General features: G+C 71.4%; 12 protein-coding genes and 1 pseudogene. 7 read left to right on the top strand and 6 right to left on the bottom strand.

Going from position 1 to position 18220, the window contains the following annotated elements; genetic code table 11:
* Positions 1-68 precede the first annotated feature (68 nt).
* A complete protein-coding gene (locus tag ACFU5F_RS20860; protein ID WP_383889241.1) occupies positions 69-2162 on the bottom strand; it encodes a sulfatase in 2094 nt (697 codons plus the stop codon).
* 204 nt (positions 2163-2366) lie between these two features.
* Positions 2367-3407 carry a LacI family DNA-binding transcriptional regulator gene (locus ACFU5F_RS20855; protein ID WP_383889238.1) on the bottom strand — a complete coding sequence of 347 codons (1041 nt, stop codon included), beginning with the start codon at positions 3405-3407 and terminating at the stop codon, positions 2367-2369.
* Between the two features lie 418 nt (positions 3408-3825).
* On the opposite strand from ACFU5F_RS20855, the gene ACFU5F_RS20850 reads away from it, so the two are divergent.
* Positions 3826-5436 (top strand): carboxylesterase/lipase family protein, encoded by a 1611-nt coding sequence (locus ACFU5F_RS20850; RefSeq protein ID WP_383889235.1) that lies wholly within the window; start codon positions 3826-3828, stop codon positions 5434-5436.
* Positions 5437-5445: 9 nt separating this feature from the next.
* Here the strand turns inward: ACFU5F_RS20850 and ACFU5F_RS20845 are convergent, their stop codons facing one another.
* Positions 5446-6201, bottom strand: coding sequence for a helix-turn-helix domain-containing protein (locus ACFU5F_RS20845; protein ID WP_383889233.1), 756 nt, complete (start codon positions 6199-6201; stop codon positions 5446-5448).
* 221 nt (positions 6202-6422) lie between these two features.
* Between ACFU5F_RS20845 and ACFU5F_RS20840 the strand changes: the two genes are divergently transcribed.
* The 3 genes from ACFU5F_RS20840 to ACFU5F_RS20830 are packed head-to-tail and all read left to right on the top strand — an operon-like array spanning position 6423 to position 8920.
* Positions 6423-7094, top strand: a complete 672-nt coding sequence (locus ACFU5F_RS20840; protein WP_383889230.1) for a DUF4097 family beta strand repeat-containing protein — start codon at positions 6423-6425, stop codon at positions 7092-7094.
* A 42-nt stretch (positions 7095-7136) separates the two neighbouring features.
* Entirely contained in the window at positions 7137-8111 is a 975-nt protein-coding gene (locus ACFU5F_RS20835; protein ID WP_383889228.1) for an ATP-binding cassette domain-containing protein, read from the top strand.
* Positions 8108-8920, top strand: coding sequence for an ABC transporter permease (locus tag ACFU5F_RS20830; RefSeq protein ID WP_383889225.1), 813 nt, complete (start codon positions 8108-8110; stop codon positions 8918-8920). Before ACFU5F_RS20835 ends, ACFU5F_RS20830 begins: the two co-directional genes overlap by 4 nt.
* 90 nt (positions 8921-9010) lie before the next feature.
* Here ACFU5F_RS20830 and mmuM read toward each other — a convergent pair whose 3' ends face one another.
* Positions 9011-9964, bottom strand: a complete 954-nt coding sequence (mmuM, locus tag ACFU5F_RS20825; protein WP_383889222.1) for a homocysteine S-methyltransferase — start codon at positions 9962-9964, stop codon at positions 9011-9013.
* Positions 9965-10098: 134 nt separating this feature from the next.
* Between mmuM and ACFU5F_RS20820 the strand changes: the two genes are divergently transcribed.
* A complete protein-coding gene (locus ACFU5F_RS20820; protein ID WP_383889219.1) occupies positions 10099-11568 on the top strand; it encodes an amino acid permease in 1470 nt (489 codons plus the stop codon).
* 67 nt (positions 11569-11635) lie between these two features.
* On the opposite strand, the pseudogene ACFU5F_RS20815 reads toward ACFU5F_RS20820, so the two are convergent.
* Positions 11636-13746: pseudogene (locus ACFU5F_RS20815) on the bottom strand (autotransporter).
* Between the two features lie 235 nt (positions 13747-13981).
* On the opposite strand from ACFU5F_RS20815, the gene ACFU5F_RS20810 reads away from it, so the two are divergent.
* Positions 13982-15055 carry a family 43 glycosylhydrolase gene (locus ACFU5F_RS20810; protein WP_383889216.1) on the top strand — a complete coding sequence of 358 codons (1074 nt, stop codon included), beginning with the start codon at positions 13982-13984 and terminating at the stop codon, positions 15053-15055.
* 11 nt (positions 15056-15066) lie between these two features.
* Entirely contained in the window at positions 15067-16479 is a 1413-nt protein-coding gene (locus ACFU5F_RS20805; protein ID WP_383889213.1) for an RICIN domain-containing protein, read from the top strand.
* A gap of 7 nt (positions 16480-16486) precedes the next feature.
* Here the strand turns inward: ACFU5F_RS20805 and ACFU5F_RS20800 are convergent, their stop codons facing one another.
* Positions 16487-18211 carry a rhamnogalacturonan lyase B N-terminal domain-containing protein gene (locus tag ACFU5F_RS20800; RefSeq protein ID WP_383889361.1) on the bottom strand — a complete coding sequence of 575 codons (1725 nt, stop codon included), beginning with the start codon at positions 18209-18211 and terminating at the stop codon, positions 16487-16489.
* Positions 18212-18220: the final 9 nt, after the last annotated feature.

Genomic DNA, 18220 nt, shown 5'->3' with positions numbered 1-18220 from the left:
CGTCGCCGTTCCGCGTCACACCTCCCGCACCATACGTCCGGCGTCCGGCGTCCGGCGTCCGGCGTCCGTCAGGACGTACCCCCCGGCTGCTGCGGGCCGAACGCGGTCATGAAGCGGTCGCGGAACTTGTCCATCCGCCACACCGGGGTGTTGTCGGCGGGCTGCAGACCGTCGGTCCAGCCCCAGTCGGCGACCTTCTTCAGCACCTCGGGGTCCTTGGCGACGATCGAGATCGGCACGTCATGACTGGGGTTGTCGCCGGTGACCGTCTTGTTGGGCTGGTGGTCACCGAGGAAGACCAGGACGGTGTCCCGGGAGCCGTGCTTGGCGACGAAGTCGACGAGACTGCTCACCGAGTACTGGATCGACTTGCGGTACTCGTCCCGTACGGCCAGCGGGTCCTTCCAGACCTCCGTGGGGTTCTTGCCCTCGGCCTTCTGCAGCGAGTGGTAGACCGACCCGTCGCCGACCTGGTCGTCGGGGATCGTGCTCGGGATGGGCGCCCACGGGTTGTGGCTGGAGGTCAGGATGATCTCCGCCATCATCGGCTCACGGTCCTTCTTGCCGTGCTCCAGCTCCTCGAAGGCCTTCAGCGTGTACTGGTCGGGCATGGTCGACCAGCTGAACTTCGGTCCCTGGTAACCGAGCTGGTCCGAGTCGTAGATGTGGTCCAGGCCGAAGTACTCGCCCTCCGGCCACGCCTTCTGGGTGCCCGGCACGACACCGACCGTGCGCCAGGCGCCGGTGCGGCGGAACGCTTCGGTGAGGGTGAGCCGGTCGCTCGCGACGAGGTTGGCGTAACGCGACTGGTTCTTGATCCACAGACCGGACAGGAACGTGGAGTGACCGAGCCAGCTGCCGGCGCCCGTGATGGGGGAGCGCAGCCAGCCGCTCTGCGACGCGTACCCGGCGTCCTTCAGCTCCTGCGTCTTCTGCGCGAGGGTCTGGCTGAGCGGCTCACCCATCCGCGGGTCGTCGATCGCGGAGCGGCCGTAGCTCTCGATGAACGTGAGCAGCACGTCCTTGCCGCGCAGCCCCGTCAGCAGCTGGTCGGGCGGCACGTCGGCGAAGGCGTCCACCGCGGACTGCTTGCGGAACGCCTCCCCGTCCTTCAGCCCGTCGCTGACCGACTCGATCCGGTTCTCCACGAGCGTCGCCGCGCTGTGCGAGGCGACCGGGACGTCGGACACCTCCAGCGTCAGCGTCGAGCAGGTGATCCATGCGGTGCCCAGGACCAGCAGCGTCCGGCTCGCCGTCTGCCGGTTGCGCGTCATCAGCCGGCTGATCCGTGCCACCGCCAGTGTCATCAGCACCGGCAGCACCAGCGTCAGCACGATCACCCCGACCGTCACCGCGAGCGCCGCCGTGCCGCCCAGCGAGTCCTGGACGAACGTCCGCGCGTTGTCCAGCAGGATCCAGTCGAGCACCAGGTCGAACGGGCGGTCCAGGGTCCAGTACGACCCCATGTCCAGCATCTTGACCGTCGTCAGCAGGCCGAGCAGCACCCCGACCAGGACCACCGCCACGCGCCGCGCCCTCGACGGCAGCACGAGCAGCAGCCCGCCGACAAGGATCCCCTCCGCCGGGAGGCGCAGGAACCGTCCGAACTCGATCTTCGTGACATCGTTCGGCACGAGCAGCGCGAACAGGACGAGCGCGACGGCCAGCCCGGTCACGGCCCAGGTGACGTAACGCGCGGCCCGGGGGTGTGCGGCCCGTCGGCCGGTGGGGGGTGCGGCGGGGGCGGGTGCGGGGGCGGATGACGGGTCCGGCGACTGGGCCGCGTCCGGGTCTGACGGTGGCTCCGGCTCCGATTCCTGGTGCGGTTCCGCCGCCGCCTTCGGTAGTGGTTCCGCCTTCGGTTCCGCCGCCTCCGGCTTCGGTGCCGGCTCTGGTTCCGCCATTGTTTCCGACTCCGCCACCGCTTCGGGCTCGGGCGTGGAGGCCGGCTCGGGCGTCGAGGCGGTTTCGGGATCGGGCTCGGTCCTGGGCTCGGGCCCGGACGTGGATTCGGGCCCGGCCTCGCCGCTGGTCGCCGTCACCGCCGTGTCCGGCGAAGCCTTTGCGGACGTCGGCTCCTGAGGGGTGGTGTCGTCCGGGGTCCTGTCGGCGTCCGGTTCCGGTGTCGGTCCCGGAAGCTGCGGCGAGCGTATGTGCGACAACCCGAAGGTCCTTCCCTGTGGAGCATGTGGAGCTCAGTGCTGGTGGAGCGGAGTGGGCCGGGGCCGCTTGAACCGCCGGGCCACCCGATGGGCCGATTGCTATGCCGTACGGTCCCATGCCGCCAACCGTTCACCCGCACTCAGGGTCTTCGCAACCACTTGACCGAACCAGAACGCGGTCATCGCCCACCCGTGCCCACCTGCTCAGACCGGGCGCGGCGCCCCCGTGCTGGAACGCTCCACCAGCCGCGTCGACAACTCGGTGCGGGTGCCCTCCGGTTGGTCGCCCTCCATCATCCGTACCAGCAGCCGCAGCGCCGTCTGTGCCATCTCCGAGAGCGGCTGGCGGACCGTGGTGAGGCCGGGGCTCGCCCAGCGTGCCTCGGGGAGGTCGTCGAATCCGACCACACTGATGTCGTCCGGCACCCGCAGCCCCCGCTCGGCCAGCGCCGCGTACACCCCGAGGGCCATCTTGTCCGAGCAGACGAACACGGCGGTCGGCGGCTCGGGGAGGTCGAGCAGCTGGAGCATGCGGTGATGCGCGGTGGGCTCCATGAAGTTGCCGTAGCGGACGTACTCCGGCCGGTACGGGACCTTCGCGGCCGCCAGCGCCGAGCGGTAGCCCGCCACCCTGGCGCTGCTGCACATCTTGCGCCGGTAACCGGCGATCACCGCGATCCGCTCGTGGCCCAGGGACAGCAGATGGTCGGTGGCGGTCATCCCGCCCTGCCAGTTGGCCGCGCCGACCGACACCACGCCGGGCGGCGGTTCCAGGACCGGGTCGATGAGCACGAACGGGACGCGGTGCTGCGTGAGCCAGGAGTGCTGGGCGGGGGACAGTTCGGCCACGTTGAACAGCACGCCCGCGGAGCCCCGCGCGGTGAGCTTGTCGAACCAGCCGCGTTCGGGGCGGACGCCCCGGGTGCGGGTCTGGCCGGCCGAGACCACGACCTCCAGACCGGCGTCGTGGGCGGCCTGTTCGACACCGTGCAGGACCGCGCCCGACCAGGAACTCTCCAGCGAGTGGACCACGAGGTCGACCATGCGCGGCGGCTTCGACGCCTCGAACCGGGGCCTGCGGACATAACCGAGCCGGTCCAGCGCCTCGCTGACCCGGCGCCTGGTCTCCGGTGCCACGTCCTCCCGGCCGTTGACCACCTTCGAGGCCGTCGGCACGGACACCCCGGCCTCGCGTGCCACCACCGCCAGCGTCGGCCCGGCCGTCGCGCTCCCGCCACGCACCATCGCGACTCCACCTCTCAGGGCCCGTCCCGAGGGCCGGTGAAATTTTCGAACAGCAATGCTCGCGCGACGGAGCGACCGCCGCGTAGCAAGCGCTTCCTACGGTAAGCCCAACTCAACACGGCGGGAAGGAGCAGGGATTCACAGGACCATCCAGGCCAAAACTTTCGAAACTTCGAACAAGCGGGATCCGGGGCGTGCCGGGCATCCGGGCGTGGTGGGTGGGCCGTGTGCGGTGGGGCGCGCCTCTCGGCGCTCCGCCGTCCGACCGGCGGGGCGTCGGCACCTTGACGTACGCCGGACGGGTCCCCGTCCCCCGAACGGCCGTCGAAGGCCCGGCACGAACGGAATACCGCGCAGGGATGTGGTGCTCTGAGGTGGACGACGGTCCACGAGCGGGCGGGCGTGAGGAGCTGGTGCGATGACGGCAGACCGGCGGGGCCCCGTGGTCAGGACCCCGTACGGCGACGTACGCGGCACGTACGAGTACGGGGACGAGGGTGGGGGCGGGCGAGGCCGCGGCGAACGGATCGCGGTGTTCCGGGGTGTCCCGTACGCGGCCCCGCCCTTCGGCCCCCGCCGGTTCCGTCCGCCCGTACCGCCCGAGCCGTGGGCGGGGGTGCGGGACGCCGTAGCCTTCGGGCCGACCGCCGCGAAGCCGCCGTACTCGGAGGCGTTCGCCCGGTATCTGTCGGACCCCGTCGTCCCGGGCGACGACTGCCTCAACCTGAACGTGTGGACACCGGCCCCGAGCCCGGGAGCCCGGCTGCCGGTCATGGTGTGGATCCACGGCGGCGCCCTCACCCGGGGTTCGTCGGCGGTACCGGTCTACGACGGTGCCGCCTTCGCCCGTGACGGTGTGGTGCTGGTGTCCCTCAACTACCGTCTGGGCGTGGAGGGTTATGGCCTCTTCCCGGACGCCCCGCCCAATCTGGGACTGCGTGACCAGCTGGCCGCGCTGGAGTGGGTGCGGGAGTCGGTCGCCGGGTTCGGCGGCGACCCGGACCGGGTGACCCTGGCGGGTCAGTCGGCGGGGGCCATCAGCGTCGGCGCGCTGCTGGCGGTTCCCCGTGCGCGCGGTCTGTTCCGGCGCGCCGTCCTGCAGAGCGGGCCGCCCGAGGCCCTGGACCGGGACAAGGTGCGCCGCATGGTCCGCCGGATGGCGACCCGGCTGAAGGTCCCGGCGACCGCCGAGGCCTTCGCCGCCGTGGACCGGTCCGCTCTCGTCGAGGCGCAGGCGGAGGTCGGCCGCCTCAGCAGCCCGGTGCTGGGCGGCCCCGCCTTCGGCATCGTCGTGGACGGCGAACTGCTGCCCACCGATCCGCTGGAGGCCCTGACCGAGCACGGGGCGGCCCCGGGGACCGACCTCCTGATGGGCTGGACCCGTGACGAACACCGCCTCTGGCTCGTTCCCGGCGGTCTCCAGGAACGCGTCGACCGCCTCGGCGCGGTCGCCCTGGCCGGCGCGCGCGCCCGCTGCCGCTGCGGCCCCGAGCTGCCCCGCGGCTACCGCGACCTCCACCCCGGCAAGGGCACCGCCGACCTGGTCGGCCGGCTCGTCACCGACCACCTCCTGCGCGTCCCCCTGCACCGTGTGGCGGACGCCCGCCTCGACCAGGCCCGGTCCTACCTCTACGAGTTCGCCTGGCCCTCCGGCGTCCCCGCCCTCGGCTCCTGTCACGCCCTCGAACTCGGCTTCGTCTTCGACACCGGCGACACTCCGGCCTCCGCCAAGCTCGCCGGCGCTAGCCCCCCGCGCGACCTGGCCTTCGCCATGCACACCGCCTGGGTCCGCTTCGTGACGGACGGCACCCCCGGCTGGCCCGCCTGGGACCCCACCCACCCGGTCCGCGTCTTCGACGCCCCGGACGCCCCCGACGGCCCCCGGATGGTCCACGGACCCTACGACCCCGAACTCGCGCTCTGGGACGCGGACACGAGGCGCACCCGGCGGGTGCAGGGCGCGGGCACCTTCGTCACCTCCGGCGGAGGCCCGCTCCCTGCCCTGCGCCGCTTCCGGCGCAGTCCGTGACGACTGGCCCTAGGACCCTGCGCCGGGCGCGGCGGTGCCGTCGCCCGCGGGCGTGCGGGGCTTGGTGTGCAGGACCTCGCGGGCCTGCTCCGCGGCGCGGACGGTGCTCTCGCTGACGAAGTCGAGGAAGCGGGCGACGTTCTCCAGACGGGTGGCCGCGGGCGTGCCGGTGCCGAGGACTCCGACGCCCTGACGGGCGGTCTCGACGATCCGGGCGATGGCGCGGGCGCTGGCGATCATCGACTGGTACCAGACGTCGTCGTCGACGACATAGCGCTCGCGGCGCCGCTCGCCCTGCTCACGGCGGACCATCCCCTGGCCGTCGAGGAACGTGATCGCCTTGGAGATGGACGCGGGGCTGACCTGGAGGCGCTGGGCCAGCTCGGACGCGGTGAGGCTGCCGCTGTCGGTGAGGGTGAGGCAGGCCATCACCCGGGCCATCATCGTGGGCATGCCCGAGGCCGTCATGACGGTCGTGAACATCTCCTCGTACTCGCGTACGGCCTCGGGGTCGCGCCCATGGGCCTGTGCGGGCGCCTGTGCCGCGAGGGGTGTGGTCCGGCGACGGCGGTGGGCGCGGCGTTCGGTCGCGCGATGGGCCAGCTCGGCGCGGTAGCCGGCGGGGCCGCCGTTGCGCGTCACCTCGCGGGTGACCGTCGAGGTCGGACGGTCGAGCCGTCTGGCGATCTCCGCGTAGGCCAGTCCGTCGGCCAGCCCCAGCGCGATCTGCCGGCGTTCCTGCTGAGTGAGCCTGCCTCCCGGCATCGCTGTCTCCCTTGTGCTCCGTGGTGTGCCCACCCTAGCGTTCACTCCTACTTCATTGCAACGAAAGGGCGAAGGTCGTTGCGTTAAATTCAGGAACGTTGCAACGATTTAGAGGCTCTGAGCTGCAATTACTGCACTTCTATGCAACAAGTATGTTGCCGACTCTTTGAACGCAACGTAGCTTTTCCATTGTCAGAAACACAGACGTGAGGGAGAGAACGATGCAGACCTTCGACACCCCCGCCCCCATCTCCGCGGTCCTGAACATCCCGGCCGGCCGCGTGCGGTTCATCGCCGCCGACCGGGCCGACACCACCGTCGAGGTCCGGCCCGGCAACGCCACCAGGCGGCGTGACGTCGAGGCCGCCGAGCGGACCACGGTCGACTTCCGCGACGGGGAGCTGCGGATCGAGGCCCCCAAGGCGAAGAACGATCTCTTCGGACCCTCCGGCGCACTGGAGGTCACCGTCCAGCTGCCCGCGGGCTCCCGCGTCGAGGCCACGGCGGCCGCCGCCGAGTTCCGCGGCGTCGGACGGCTCGGCGACGTCTCCATCGACGGCGCGCACGGCTCGGTCAAGCTCGACGAGACCGCGAGCGCCCATCTGGTCCTGCTGGCCGGCGACGCCCTGGTCGGCCGCCTGGACGGCCCCGCCGACATCACCAGCGGCAAGGGCGACCTGCGCGTCACCGAGGCCACCGGTGGCACCGTCACCCTGCGCACCGGGCACGGTGAGATCTCCGTCGGCGCCGCCGCCGGGATCTCGGCCTCACTGGACGCCTCCACCTCCCACGGCCGGATCCGCAACGCGCTCAGGAACGGCGACGGCGCCGCCGCCCGGCTCGACATCCACGCGACCACCGGCTACGGCGACATCACCGCCCGCAGCCTCTGACCCCCGGCCTGCGACCCGCAGCCCTCGAAGGAGCGAACCACCATGACCGACCCGGCCATCGCGGCGTACGGGCTGCGCAAGTCCTACGGCGACAGGACCGTCCTCGACGGCATCGACCTGACCGTCCCCGAAGGGACGATCTTCTCCCTGCTCGGCCCGAACGGTGCCGGCAAGACCACCGCCGTGAAGATCCTCTCCACCCTCGTCTCCCCCGACCCCGGATCCGGCGCGATCCGGATCGGCGGCCACGACCTCGCGGTGGACCCGCACGCGGCCCGTGCCGCGATCGGTGTCACCGGGCAGTTCTCCGCCGTCGACGGCCTGATCACCGGCGAGGAGAACATGCTCCTCATGGCCGACCTGCACCACCTGCCCAGGAGCGAGGGACGCCGTGTCGCCGCCGAGCTCCTGGAACGCTTCGACCTCACCGAAGCCGCGAGGAAACCCGCCTCCACCTACTCCGGCGGCATGAAACGCCGCCTCGACATCGCCATGACCCTCGTCGGCGACCCGCGCATCATCTTCCTCGACGAACCCACCACCGGCCTCGACCCCCGCTCCCGCCACACCATGTGGCAGATCATCCGCGAACTCGTCACCACCGGTGTCACCGTCCTGCTCACCACCCAGTACCTGGAGGAGGCCGACCAGCTCGCCGACCGCATCGCCGTCCTGCACGACGCAAAGATCGCCGCCGAAGGCACCCCCGAGGAACTCAAACGCCTCGTCCCCGGCGGACACGTCCGCCTCCGCTTCACCGACCCCGCCGCCCACCGCTCCGCCGCCACCGCCCTGCCCGGGACCACCCGCGACGACGACAACCTCGCCCTCCACCTCCCCAGCGGCGGCACCCCACGCGAACTGCGCGCCGTCCTCGACCAGCTGGACTCCGCCGGCATCGACGCCGACGAACTCACCGTCCACACCCCCGACCTCGACGACGTCTTCTTCGCCCTCACCGGCCCGGCCGCCGTCCCCACCCAGCCCGACCACCAGTCCGAGGAGACCGTCCGATGAGCGCCCCCGCCGTCCCCGCCCGACCGGCCCGCTTCTCCCTGGCCGTCCGCGACTCGTCCACGATGCTGCGCCGCAACCTCCTGCACGTGCGCCGCTACCCCTCCCTCACCCTGAACCTGCTGCTCACGCCGATCATGCTGCTCCTGCTCTTCGTCTACATCTTCGGCGACGTGATGAGCGCCGGCATCGGCGGCAGCGACCGCTCCGACTACATCGCCTACATCGTCCCCGGCATCCTGATGATGACCATCGGCGGCACCGTCGTCGGGACCGCGGTGTCCGTGGCGACCGACATGAACGAGGGCATCATCGCCCGCTTCCGCACCATGGCGATCCACCGCGGCTCCGTCCTCGTCGGACACGTCGTCGGCAGCGTGCTGCAATGTGTGGCCAGCGTGGTCCTCGTCGGCGCGGTCGCCGTGGCCATCGGCTTCCGGTCCGTCGACGCCACGGCGCTGGAGTGGCTGGCGGCGTTCGGTCTGCTCGCGCTGTTCTCGCTGGCCCTCACCTGGATCGCGGTCGGCATGGGGCTGGTCAGCCCGAACGCCGAGGCCGCCGCCAACAGCGCTCAGCCGCTGATCCTCCTGCCCCTCATCTCCAGTGCCTTCATCCCGGCCGACACCATGCCCGGCTGGTTCCGGCCGATCGCCGAGTACCAGCCCTTCACCCCGGCCATCGAGACCCTGCGCGGCCTGCTCCTCGGCACCGGGATCGGCCACAACGGCTGGCTCGCCCTCGCCTGGAGCCTCGGCCTCGCCGCACTCGGCTACTTCTGGGCCACCGCAAGGTTCAACAGCGACCCGAAGTGACGCGACGGCCGGCGCGAACGCCGCCCTTGACGCCCCGTTGCCCCGCACCCCACAAGGGGTGCGGGGCAACGGGGCGTCCGGACGGACTCCTCAGCCCAGGGTCCGCGCGATCGCCGAGACGGCCTCGGGGCCCACCCGGCAGCATCCGCCGATGAGCCGGGCCCCGGCCTTCCGCCACCCCTGCACCTGCTCGGTGGTGAACGTGGACCGCCCGGTCCAGGACCGGGCCGACGCGTCCCAGGTCTCGCCGCTGTTCGGATACACCACGACCGGTTTGCCGGTGACCCGGACGGCCGTCTCGATCGCGCCGTCCACGTCCTCGGACGCGCAGCAGTTCACCCCGACCGCGACGACCTCCGCCGCGTCGGCGGCGAGCGCGAAGGCATCCTCCAGCGGTTGCCCGGCACGGGTGCGGTCTCCGGCGACCGTGTACGACAGCCAGGCGGGCACGTCCAGACCGCGCACCGCCCGCAGCAGCGCCTCGGCCTCGTCGGTGTCCGGGATCGTCTCCAGGGCCAGCACGTCGGGCCGGGCGGCGGCCAGCACCTCCAGACGGGGCCGGTGGAACCGTTCCAGCTCGGCCACGTCCAGCCCGTACCGGCCCCGGTACTCGGAGCCGTCGGCGAGCATGGCCCCGTAGGGGCCGACCGAGGCGGCCACCAGCAGCGGGCGGGTGCCGCCGCGTGTCCCGGCCCGCGCCGCCGCGTCCGCGGCCAGCCCGATGCTCAGGGACATGAGTTCGGCCGCCCGGTCGCCGTCGATCCCGCGCTTGGCGAAGCCCTCGAAGGTGGCCTGGTAGCTGGCGGTGATCGCCACGTTCGCGCCCGCCTCGAAGTACGCGAGGTGGGCCTCGGTGATCGCCTCCGGGCGCTCCGCGAGCAGCCGCGCGGACCACAGCTCGTCGCTCAGGTCGTGCCCGGCCGACTCCAGCTGGTTGGACATACCGCCGTCGAGAACGAGGACGTCGGCGGCCAGGGCCGCGGCGAAGGGGCCGGACGGAGGGCCGGGGACGGGGGAGGGGCTGCCGGGTGCGTTGCTGGTCATGCCGACGACGGTAACCGAGCCGCGGGGGCGGACCCACCCCCGATGTGTCCATTCCATGAACAGATCGCCCACCATGTGGAACACGGCGGTACGATCGCGCCCTCCCCTTCCCCGCTCATCCCCCGGGAACCGCCATGACCACCACCAGTACCCCCGAGGCCACCGAGCCCGAACCGGCCCCGGCCGGCGACACCGAGGCGACCCCGGCCTCCGGGCCGGGCACGGGCGAGGCCGCACCGGGCCGGAAGTTCGGCGTCGTGGCGGCCACCGCCCTCGTGATGGGCAACATCATCGGCGGCGGCATCTTCACGCTCCCCGCCGCCGTCGCCCCGTACGGCACGGTCAGCCTGCTCGCCTTCGGCATCCTCTCCGTGGCCGCCGTCCTGCTGGCGCTGCTGTTCGGGAAGCTGGCCAGGCGCAGCCCGGTCACCGGTGGCCTCTACGTCTACCCGCGCGACGCCTTCGGCCCCTTCGCGGGCTTCCTGTCGGCCTGGTCGTACTGGACGATGTGCTGGGTCAGCATCGCCGCGCTGGCCGTCGGCGTCGTCGGCTACGTCGACGTGCTGATACCCCTCGGCGACAGCAGGGCGGTCCTGGCGCTGGTGGCGCTGGCCGCCCTGTGGCTGCCCGCCGCCGCGAACTTCGCGGGCACCCGCTACGTGGGCGCCGTGCAGGTCGTCTCCACCGTGCTGAAGTTCGTACCGCTGTTGCTGGTGGCCACCATCGGCCTGTTCTTCGTCGACGCCGACAACTACGGCCCCTTCAACGCCTCCGGCGAGAGCGCGCCCGGCGCGGTCGCCGCCGCCGCCGCGCTCCTCCTCTACAGCTTCCTGGGTGTCGAGTCGGCCGCCGTCAGCGCGGGCGAGGTCAAGGACCCCGAGCGCACCGTGGGCCGCGCCAGTGTCCTCGGCACGCTCGCCTCCGCGCTGGTCTACATCCTCGGCACGGTGGCCGTGTTCGGCCTGGTCCCGCACAAGGAACTGGTGGACTCCGGGGCCCCCTTCGCCGACGCCGTGAACGCGATGGCAGGCGGCAGCTGGGGCGGCACGGTGATCGCGCTGGTCGCCGTCGCCTCGATCGTCGGCTGCCTCAACGGCTGGGTCCTGCTCAGCGCCCAGATGCCGTACGCCGCCGCCCGAGACGGCCTGTTCCCCCAGCGCTTCGCCCGGGTCGGCAAGGGCGGAGTGCCCGGCTTCGGCGTCCTCGCCACCGCCGTCCTCGGCACGCTGCTCATCGTGATCAACTACGCGGACGACCCGGACACCGCCTTCCGCGTCCTGGTCCTCATCACCACGTTCACCGGCTGCGTCCCGTATCTGCTGTCCGCCGCCGCCCAGCTGTACTGGCTGGCCAGGGGCACCCGCGAGCGGGTCCGCCCGGCCGGACTGGTCCGCGACCTGATCGTCGCCGCCCTCTCCTTCGCCTTCTCCTTCTGGCTGATCGCCGGCGCCGGCTACGCGGCCGTCTACCAGGGCGCCCTGTTCCTGTTCGCGGGCATCCCGGTGTACGTGTGGCTGCGGGGGCGGCAGGAGGGGGCCGAGGAGACGGGCGCCGAGAGTGCGCCCGAGGGCGGGGCGGAGGCGGTCGCCGAGGCCCGGGCCTGAGCCGCGGGCCACGAGCGCACCGCGGCACCGCGGGCCGCCTGCCCCCGCCACCCCGGCCCCGCGCGTCTCAGCCCGCGGCCGCGTGCCGGCCGCCGCGCTTGCGGCGGTTGTTCCCGCGACGGCGGGCCACGGGCACCAACAGCCCGGAGAGGCCGCCGAGGGCGAGCACGTACGGCCACCAGCGGAGTCCGGTGTCGGCGGACGCGCTCAGGGCGCGCGTACGGGTCTCGCCGGCACCGGCACCCGCGGTGGTCCCGGCCGACGGCGCCCGGTGCGCCTTCACCCTGGTCAGAACGACGTCGTTGCCGTCACCGCCCCGGTAGGAGATCCGGTACGTGTGGTCGGCCGGCCTCACCTCGGCGCCCTCGGGGAGCCCGGTGAACGTACCGGTGGTCCGGCCCTTGCCCCGGTGGTCGATCACGGTGACCCGCGCGTCGGGGCGGCCGTCGGAGGTCAGCGCCGCGAGATCCAGTCCACCGGCGAGCCGGGCCGCCCCGTTCACCCTCAACGGCCGTTCGCGCAGCACCAGTTCGCCCTTCGCGGTCTGGGTGTAGCCGCCGGTCACCGTGAGACCGGCCACGACCACGCCCGCGTTGGTCACCGCGCCCTTCACCGTGCCCCTGCCGGACAGTGACCTGGTCACCCTCAGCCCCGCCGTGCCCACGTCGAGCGTCGCCCCCGCGGTGGTGAGCCGAATGGTCCTGCTCCGGCCGAGCGTCGCTCCGTCCCGGAGTGCCAGCGTGCCCTTCGTGACGGTCGTCGCTCCGGTGTAGGTCACCTCGCCGCCGGTCAGGGTCGTGGTGGCCGTGCCCGACTGGGTGAGCGAGCCGCTGCCGCCGACCCGCGGCAGTGTCACCGGCTTCGAGACGTTCCGGATGATCAGCGAACCGTTGTCGACCACCCTGTGGAGGCCGCCCCTGGTGTACAGGCCGCCGTCGCCGCCGGGCCGGCCGCTGCCCAGCCGCAGCACCGCGCCCTTCTCGATGGTCGTCGACCCGTCGTAGTACTGGACGGCGGCGAAGGTGACGTCATTGCCCCGGGTCCCCGCGATGACGACGTCCCCGGCGCCGGGCGCGGAGAGCGTGTCGTGGAAGCGGCCCCCGCCGATGGGGGCGCCCAGGGTGACCGGCCCGTTGTAGTCGAAGGTGAGCAGGGAACGCGACCGGGCCGCCAGCAGGTTGATGTAGACCGTCTCGGCGGTGCCCGGCATGAAGATCTTGCTCGTCGTTCCGTCGCCCCACTGACGTTCGCGCCCTTGATGTTGGTGCCGCGCTTGTTCACGTTCTTGCGCGCGGGCGTCCAGTTCAGGGCGGGGTCGCTGAGCGAGGGGTCGGTGTCGCCGCCCCGGTCCGACCAGCTGTACTGGCCGGTGAGGATCACCTTGCCGCCGGGCCGGGACTGGACGTTGATGTCGCTGCCGTACTCGCGCTGGTAGAAGTCCATGCCCTGGGTGACGGTCCGGCCCAGCGGGGTGTCCACCGTCCAGGTGCCCTGGTTCAGGACCTTGCGCGCGTGCGGCAGCGAGGTCGCGAACTCCGGGCGCCCGGCGTTCACCTGCGTCCCGTTGTCGATGACCCCGGTGAAGGGGTGGGTACCCGACAGGTCCCAGGTCGCCCAGAGGAACCTCGGCTGGCTCACCAGTCCGGAGCCGCTGATGGTCCCCAGGTTGTACGCGACGTCCTTCAGGGCGAGCCGCAGGGTGCCGTCGACCCGGATGTTGTTCTGGTTGAGCCGGAACGCCGGGGTGCCGTACGGGTAGTGGCCGATCACCCCGGCCGGGCCGCTGTTCCCGTACTGCAGGGTCGCGCCCCGCTCGACGGTCACCGCCGGCGGGTCCGGGCGGGTGACGGTGACGTACGGGTGGTTGCCGCCGAGGATCCGCACACGCTGGCGCTGCCGGGACTTCGGCAGGGTGAAGTCGCTGTCCCTGGTGAGGACCAGCGTCCCGGTGCCGCGCACGGTGAGTGTGCCGGTACCGCTGAACACCCCGTCGTACGTGGTCGTCCCCGGCGGCACGGTCACCACCGTGTCCCCGGTGAGTGTGACGTTCCGCCCCGCCAGTACGTCGGGGGTCGCGTCGCGGGGGCCGGCGGCGGACGCGGTGGGGGTGCCGAGCAGCAGGGCGGTGACCGCCAGGGCTCCGGCGGCGGCCGCTGTCTTGTGGGTTTGGCTGTGCACGGCATCGGAGACGGTCCGGGGCTCCCACCGATAACAGAAACTTCGCGGGGTCCGGGTTTCTCCCCATCGGTCGTTCCTGTGAGCTTGTGTTCGTCTCGCCCGACCCGTTGACCTGGACGTAACACGCCCTTACCTTTTCGCCGTTCGCCATGACCGATCTTGTGCGAAATGTCGAACGATTCTGTTTTCTTTTGTCTCCCCCCACCGTGCAGCACACTGCAGAGAGGCAGACCGCGTGAGCCGCGACCACGAACTCCCCCACCACTCCCATCGAAGGCTGCTCCTGAAGGGAGCCCTGGCCGCCGGCGCCCTCACCGCGCTGCCCCCCGCCGCCGCCCACGCGTCCCCCGGCCGGCCCGCCTACCTCAATCCGCTCGTCCGCAACCGCGCCGACCCGCACATCAACCGGCACACCGACGGCTTCTACTACTTCACCGCGACCGCACCCGAGTACGACCGGATCATCCTGCGCCGGTCCCGCACCCTGCGCGGGCTGTCGACCGCCGCCGAGTCCGTGATCTGGCGCAAGCACGCCACGGGCGTGATGGGCGCGCACATCTGGGCGCCCGAGATCCACCGCATCGACGGCAGGTGGTACATCTACTTCGCCTCCGCGCCCGCCGAGGACATCTGGGCCATCCGTATCTGGGTGCTGGAGAACTCCCACCCCGACCCCTTCAAGGGGACGTGGGTCGAGCGCGGTCAGCTGAAGACCGCCTGGGAGACCTTCTCCCTGGACGCCACCACCTTCACCCACCGTGGCTCCCGCTACCTCGCGTGGGCACAGCACGAGCCCGGGATGAACAACAACACCGCCGTCTGGCTCTCGAAGATGGCCGATCCGCTGACCCTGACGGGTCCTCAGGTGCGGCTGACGACGCCGGAGTTGGACTGGGAGGTCATCGGCTTCAAGGTCAACGAGGGTCCTTCGGTCATCAAACGCAACGGCCGTCTCTTCATGACCTACTCGGCCAGCGCGACCGACTTCAACTACTGCATGGGCCTGCTGACCGTCGACGCGGACGCCGATCTCATGGACCCGGCCAACTGGTCCAAGTCCCCGACCCCCGTCTTCACCAGCAACGACACCACCAAGCAGTACGGGCCGGGCCACAACAGCTTCACCGTCGCCGAGGACGGCCGCACCGACGTCCTCGTCTACCACGCCCGCCAGTACAAGGACATCGTCGGTGACCCGCTCAACGACCCCAACCGGCACACCCGTGTCCAACGCCTGGGCTGGAAGCCCGACGGCACCCCCGACTTCGGAGTCCCCGTAGCCGACACGACCATCCCGAACACCCGGTAAGGAGAGCTGACATGAGACGTGTGTACGCGACGCTCCTCGCGCTCTGTCTGGCGCTGGCCGGCGCCCTCGTCACCGCCGGCCCCGCCCAGGCGGCGCCGCAGACCGTCCCCAACGGCACCCAGTTCAAGGACACGTCGGGCAACCCCCTGCACGCCCACGGCGGCGGTGTCCTCAAGGTCGGCGCCTACTACTACTGGTTCGGCGAGAACCGCAACGCCGACAACACCTTCAGGTACGTGTCGGCGTACCGCTCCACGGACCTGAAGAACTGGGAGTTCCGCAACAACGTCCTGACCGAGGCCACCGACCCGGAGCTGGCGACCGCCAACATCGAGCGGCCCAAGGTCATGTACAACGCGGCCACCGGCAAGTTCGTCATGTGGATGCACAAGGAGAACGGCACCGACTACAGCGAGGCCCGCGCGGCCGTCGCCGTCTCCGACACCGTCGACGGCAACTACACCTGGCGGGGCAGCTTCCGGCCGCTCGGCCGGCACATGTCCCGTGACATCACCACCTTCGTGGACACCGACGGCACCGGCTACATGATCTCGGCGGCCCGCGAGAACTACGACCTGCAGATCTACCGGCTCACCGCCGACTACACCGGTATCGCCGCCCTCGTCGCCGACCCCTGGCACGGCGGCCACCGTGAGGCACCGGCCCTGTTCAAGCGGGGCGGCGTCTACTTCATGCTGACTTCGGGCGCCACCGGCTGGAACCCCAACCAGCAGCAGTACGCCACCGCCACCAGCATCGCGGGCCCCTGGACGGCCATGACCAACGTCGGCGACGCCACGGCCTTCGGCTCGCAGACCACGTACGTCCTGCCCGTGCAGGGCACCTCGACCACCTCGTACCTCTATCTCGGCGACCGCTGGGGCAACTCCTTCGGCGGCACGGTCAACGACTCCCGCTACGTCTGGCTGCCGCTGACCTTCCCGACCTCCACCACGATGTCCCTGTCCTGGACCCCGGAGCTGACGGTCGACACCGCCACCGGCACGGTGTCCGGCACCGGTGCCACCTACAACACCCTGATCGCCCGGCACTCCGGCAAGTGCGCCGATGTCACGAGTCAGTCGCTGTGGGCGGGGGCCCAGATCAAGCAGTGGACCTGCAACGGCGGCGGCAACCAGAAGTACTGGTTCAAGTCCGTCGGCGGCGGCTACTACCAGCTGGCGACCCGTCACAGCTCGCTGTGCGTCCAGGAGAACGCCACCACGGTCACCCAGGAGAACTGCGACTCCTCCTCCACCGCCCAGCAGTGGTCGCTCACCACCTCGGGCAGCTACGTCAAGGTCGTCTCCCGCGCGAGCGGCGAGTGCCTGGACGTGAACGGCGCGTCCACCGCCGACTCGGCCGCCGTCATCACGTACACGTGCGGCAGCGGGACGAATCAGCAGTGGACGCGCGGTACATGACCGATCCTCAGTTCAGGAGATCGATCGCGTCGACCGACGTTCCCGCGCTGAGATAGGACGTCGACCCCGATCCGCTCACCACGTTGATCCGCAGCACGTTGTACTGACTCGTGTCGGCCAGCCAGGCCGACGCCGGGACGCTGTAGGTGAACGTGTGGTTGTTGCCCCGGTAGGACCCGTTCGTCAGCGACCGGGTGTTCGGCTGGGTGGGCGGGGAGGGGATCGCCGAGGTCCATCTGTCGTTGACGACGACCTGCGGCCGGCCGTTGGCGTAGGCCGTCGTCACCCCGATGCGCAGGGTGTGGGCGGCGGCGGCCTGCGCGGCCGTCAGCCTGAAGTACACGAGGAGACCGCTGTTCACGTCCTTCCAGAGGTAGCAGGGGAAGCCCGAGGTCTCGGTGCCGCTGCCGATGACCACGTTGCCGGTCCAGGCGGCGGCCCGGACGTCCGACGGATGCGCGTACGTCATCAGCTCGGCGTTCTTGAAGCCGCCGGGCGTGCCGTTCCAGTCGTTGATCCGCCAGATCGCGCCCGCGTTGGACGGGTCGTTCGAGGAGGGGATCGCGATCGAGTTCAGCGTCGTCGTACCGCCCGCGGTGACCGTCACCGAGGTGGTGTACACCGCCAGCTCACCCTTGAAGACCGTCAGCGTGTACGTCCCCGGCAGCACCCCGGAGACGGCCCAGTAGCCGTCCGACGCCCGCGCCGAACCCCAGTACTGGGCCGCCGGGTTGGCGAGCCCCACCGTGTACGCGTACGCCGTGTTCCGGCCGGTGATGCCGACGCCCGCAACTCGGCCCCGCCCGCTCGCGGGGACGTATCCGGACAGGCCGAGCGAGTCGGCCCACGGGGTGGCCAGGGTGCCCGGGAACAGCGACGAGGAGGGCGCCCCGCCGTCCGTGAAGGCGATGACGTACGGGCCCTGAAGGCCGAACCGCTGCTCCTCCGTCTGGTTCTGGCCGTAGTACAGGATCTCGTAGAGGCCGCCGCCGTCCGCGCTCTGGTGGCGCAGCAGGGAGCGGTAGAAGGGGCCGCCGGAGGCCTTCTCGTGGTTGCTGCGGACCACCCACAGACCGACGCCGTTCGCCGACCAGCCGACGTAGTCGTAGTCCATGACCCGCAGTCTGGAGAAGTGCTTCGAGCGGGTCTGGCCGTCGGACTTCCTGAACACGTCCGAGGCCTCGATGGTGGTGGGTGCGTAGGTGTAGGAGTCGGGCTGGTCGTTGAGGAACAGGCCCGCCTTCACCCGCACGATGAAGCGGGTCGCGGACACCGAGGTGTCGGCCTTGTTGGTCCACAGGTAGACGTTGTTCTCGCCGCTGCGGGCCGCGTAGTAGTGCCTCAGCGTGCCGTGGGCGACGGAGACGAGGATCGTCGAGCCGGACTGCCTGACGGTGACGGTGGAGGCGCCGAGACCGGACTCGATGTGCGAGTTCATGCCGCCGTAGCCCTGGTACTCCGTGCCCCGGTAGACGAGCGAGGCGAGGTCGCCGTTGCTCTTGCGGACCTTGAACACGAGGTTCGCGCCGGTGTCGATCACATAGTGGGTGCCGTCGTCGGTGTAACCGAAGGCCGCGGCCCGGGCGGTGCCGGACAGGGGTCCGGCGAGCGCGGCACCGGCGGCCGTGGCGGCGGCCCCGACGACGAACGCGCGCCGGCCGGGGCCATGCGCGGAGCGGGAGGCGGTCGGCGGTCCGCCGGTGGCTTCGTCCGAGACCTCGGCCGAAGCCACCGACGAGAT

Origin of the sequence: Streptomyces sp. NPDC057438, assembly GCF_042802995.1 — a bacterium.
Taxonomy (GTDB): Bacteria; Actinomycetota; Actinomycetes; order Streptomycetales; family Streptomycetaceae; genus Streptomyces.
This window is presented reverse-complemented; position numbering and strand designations above follow the sequence as displayed.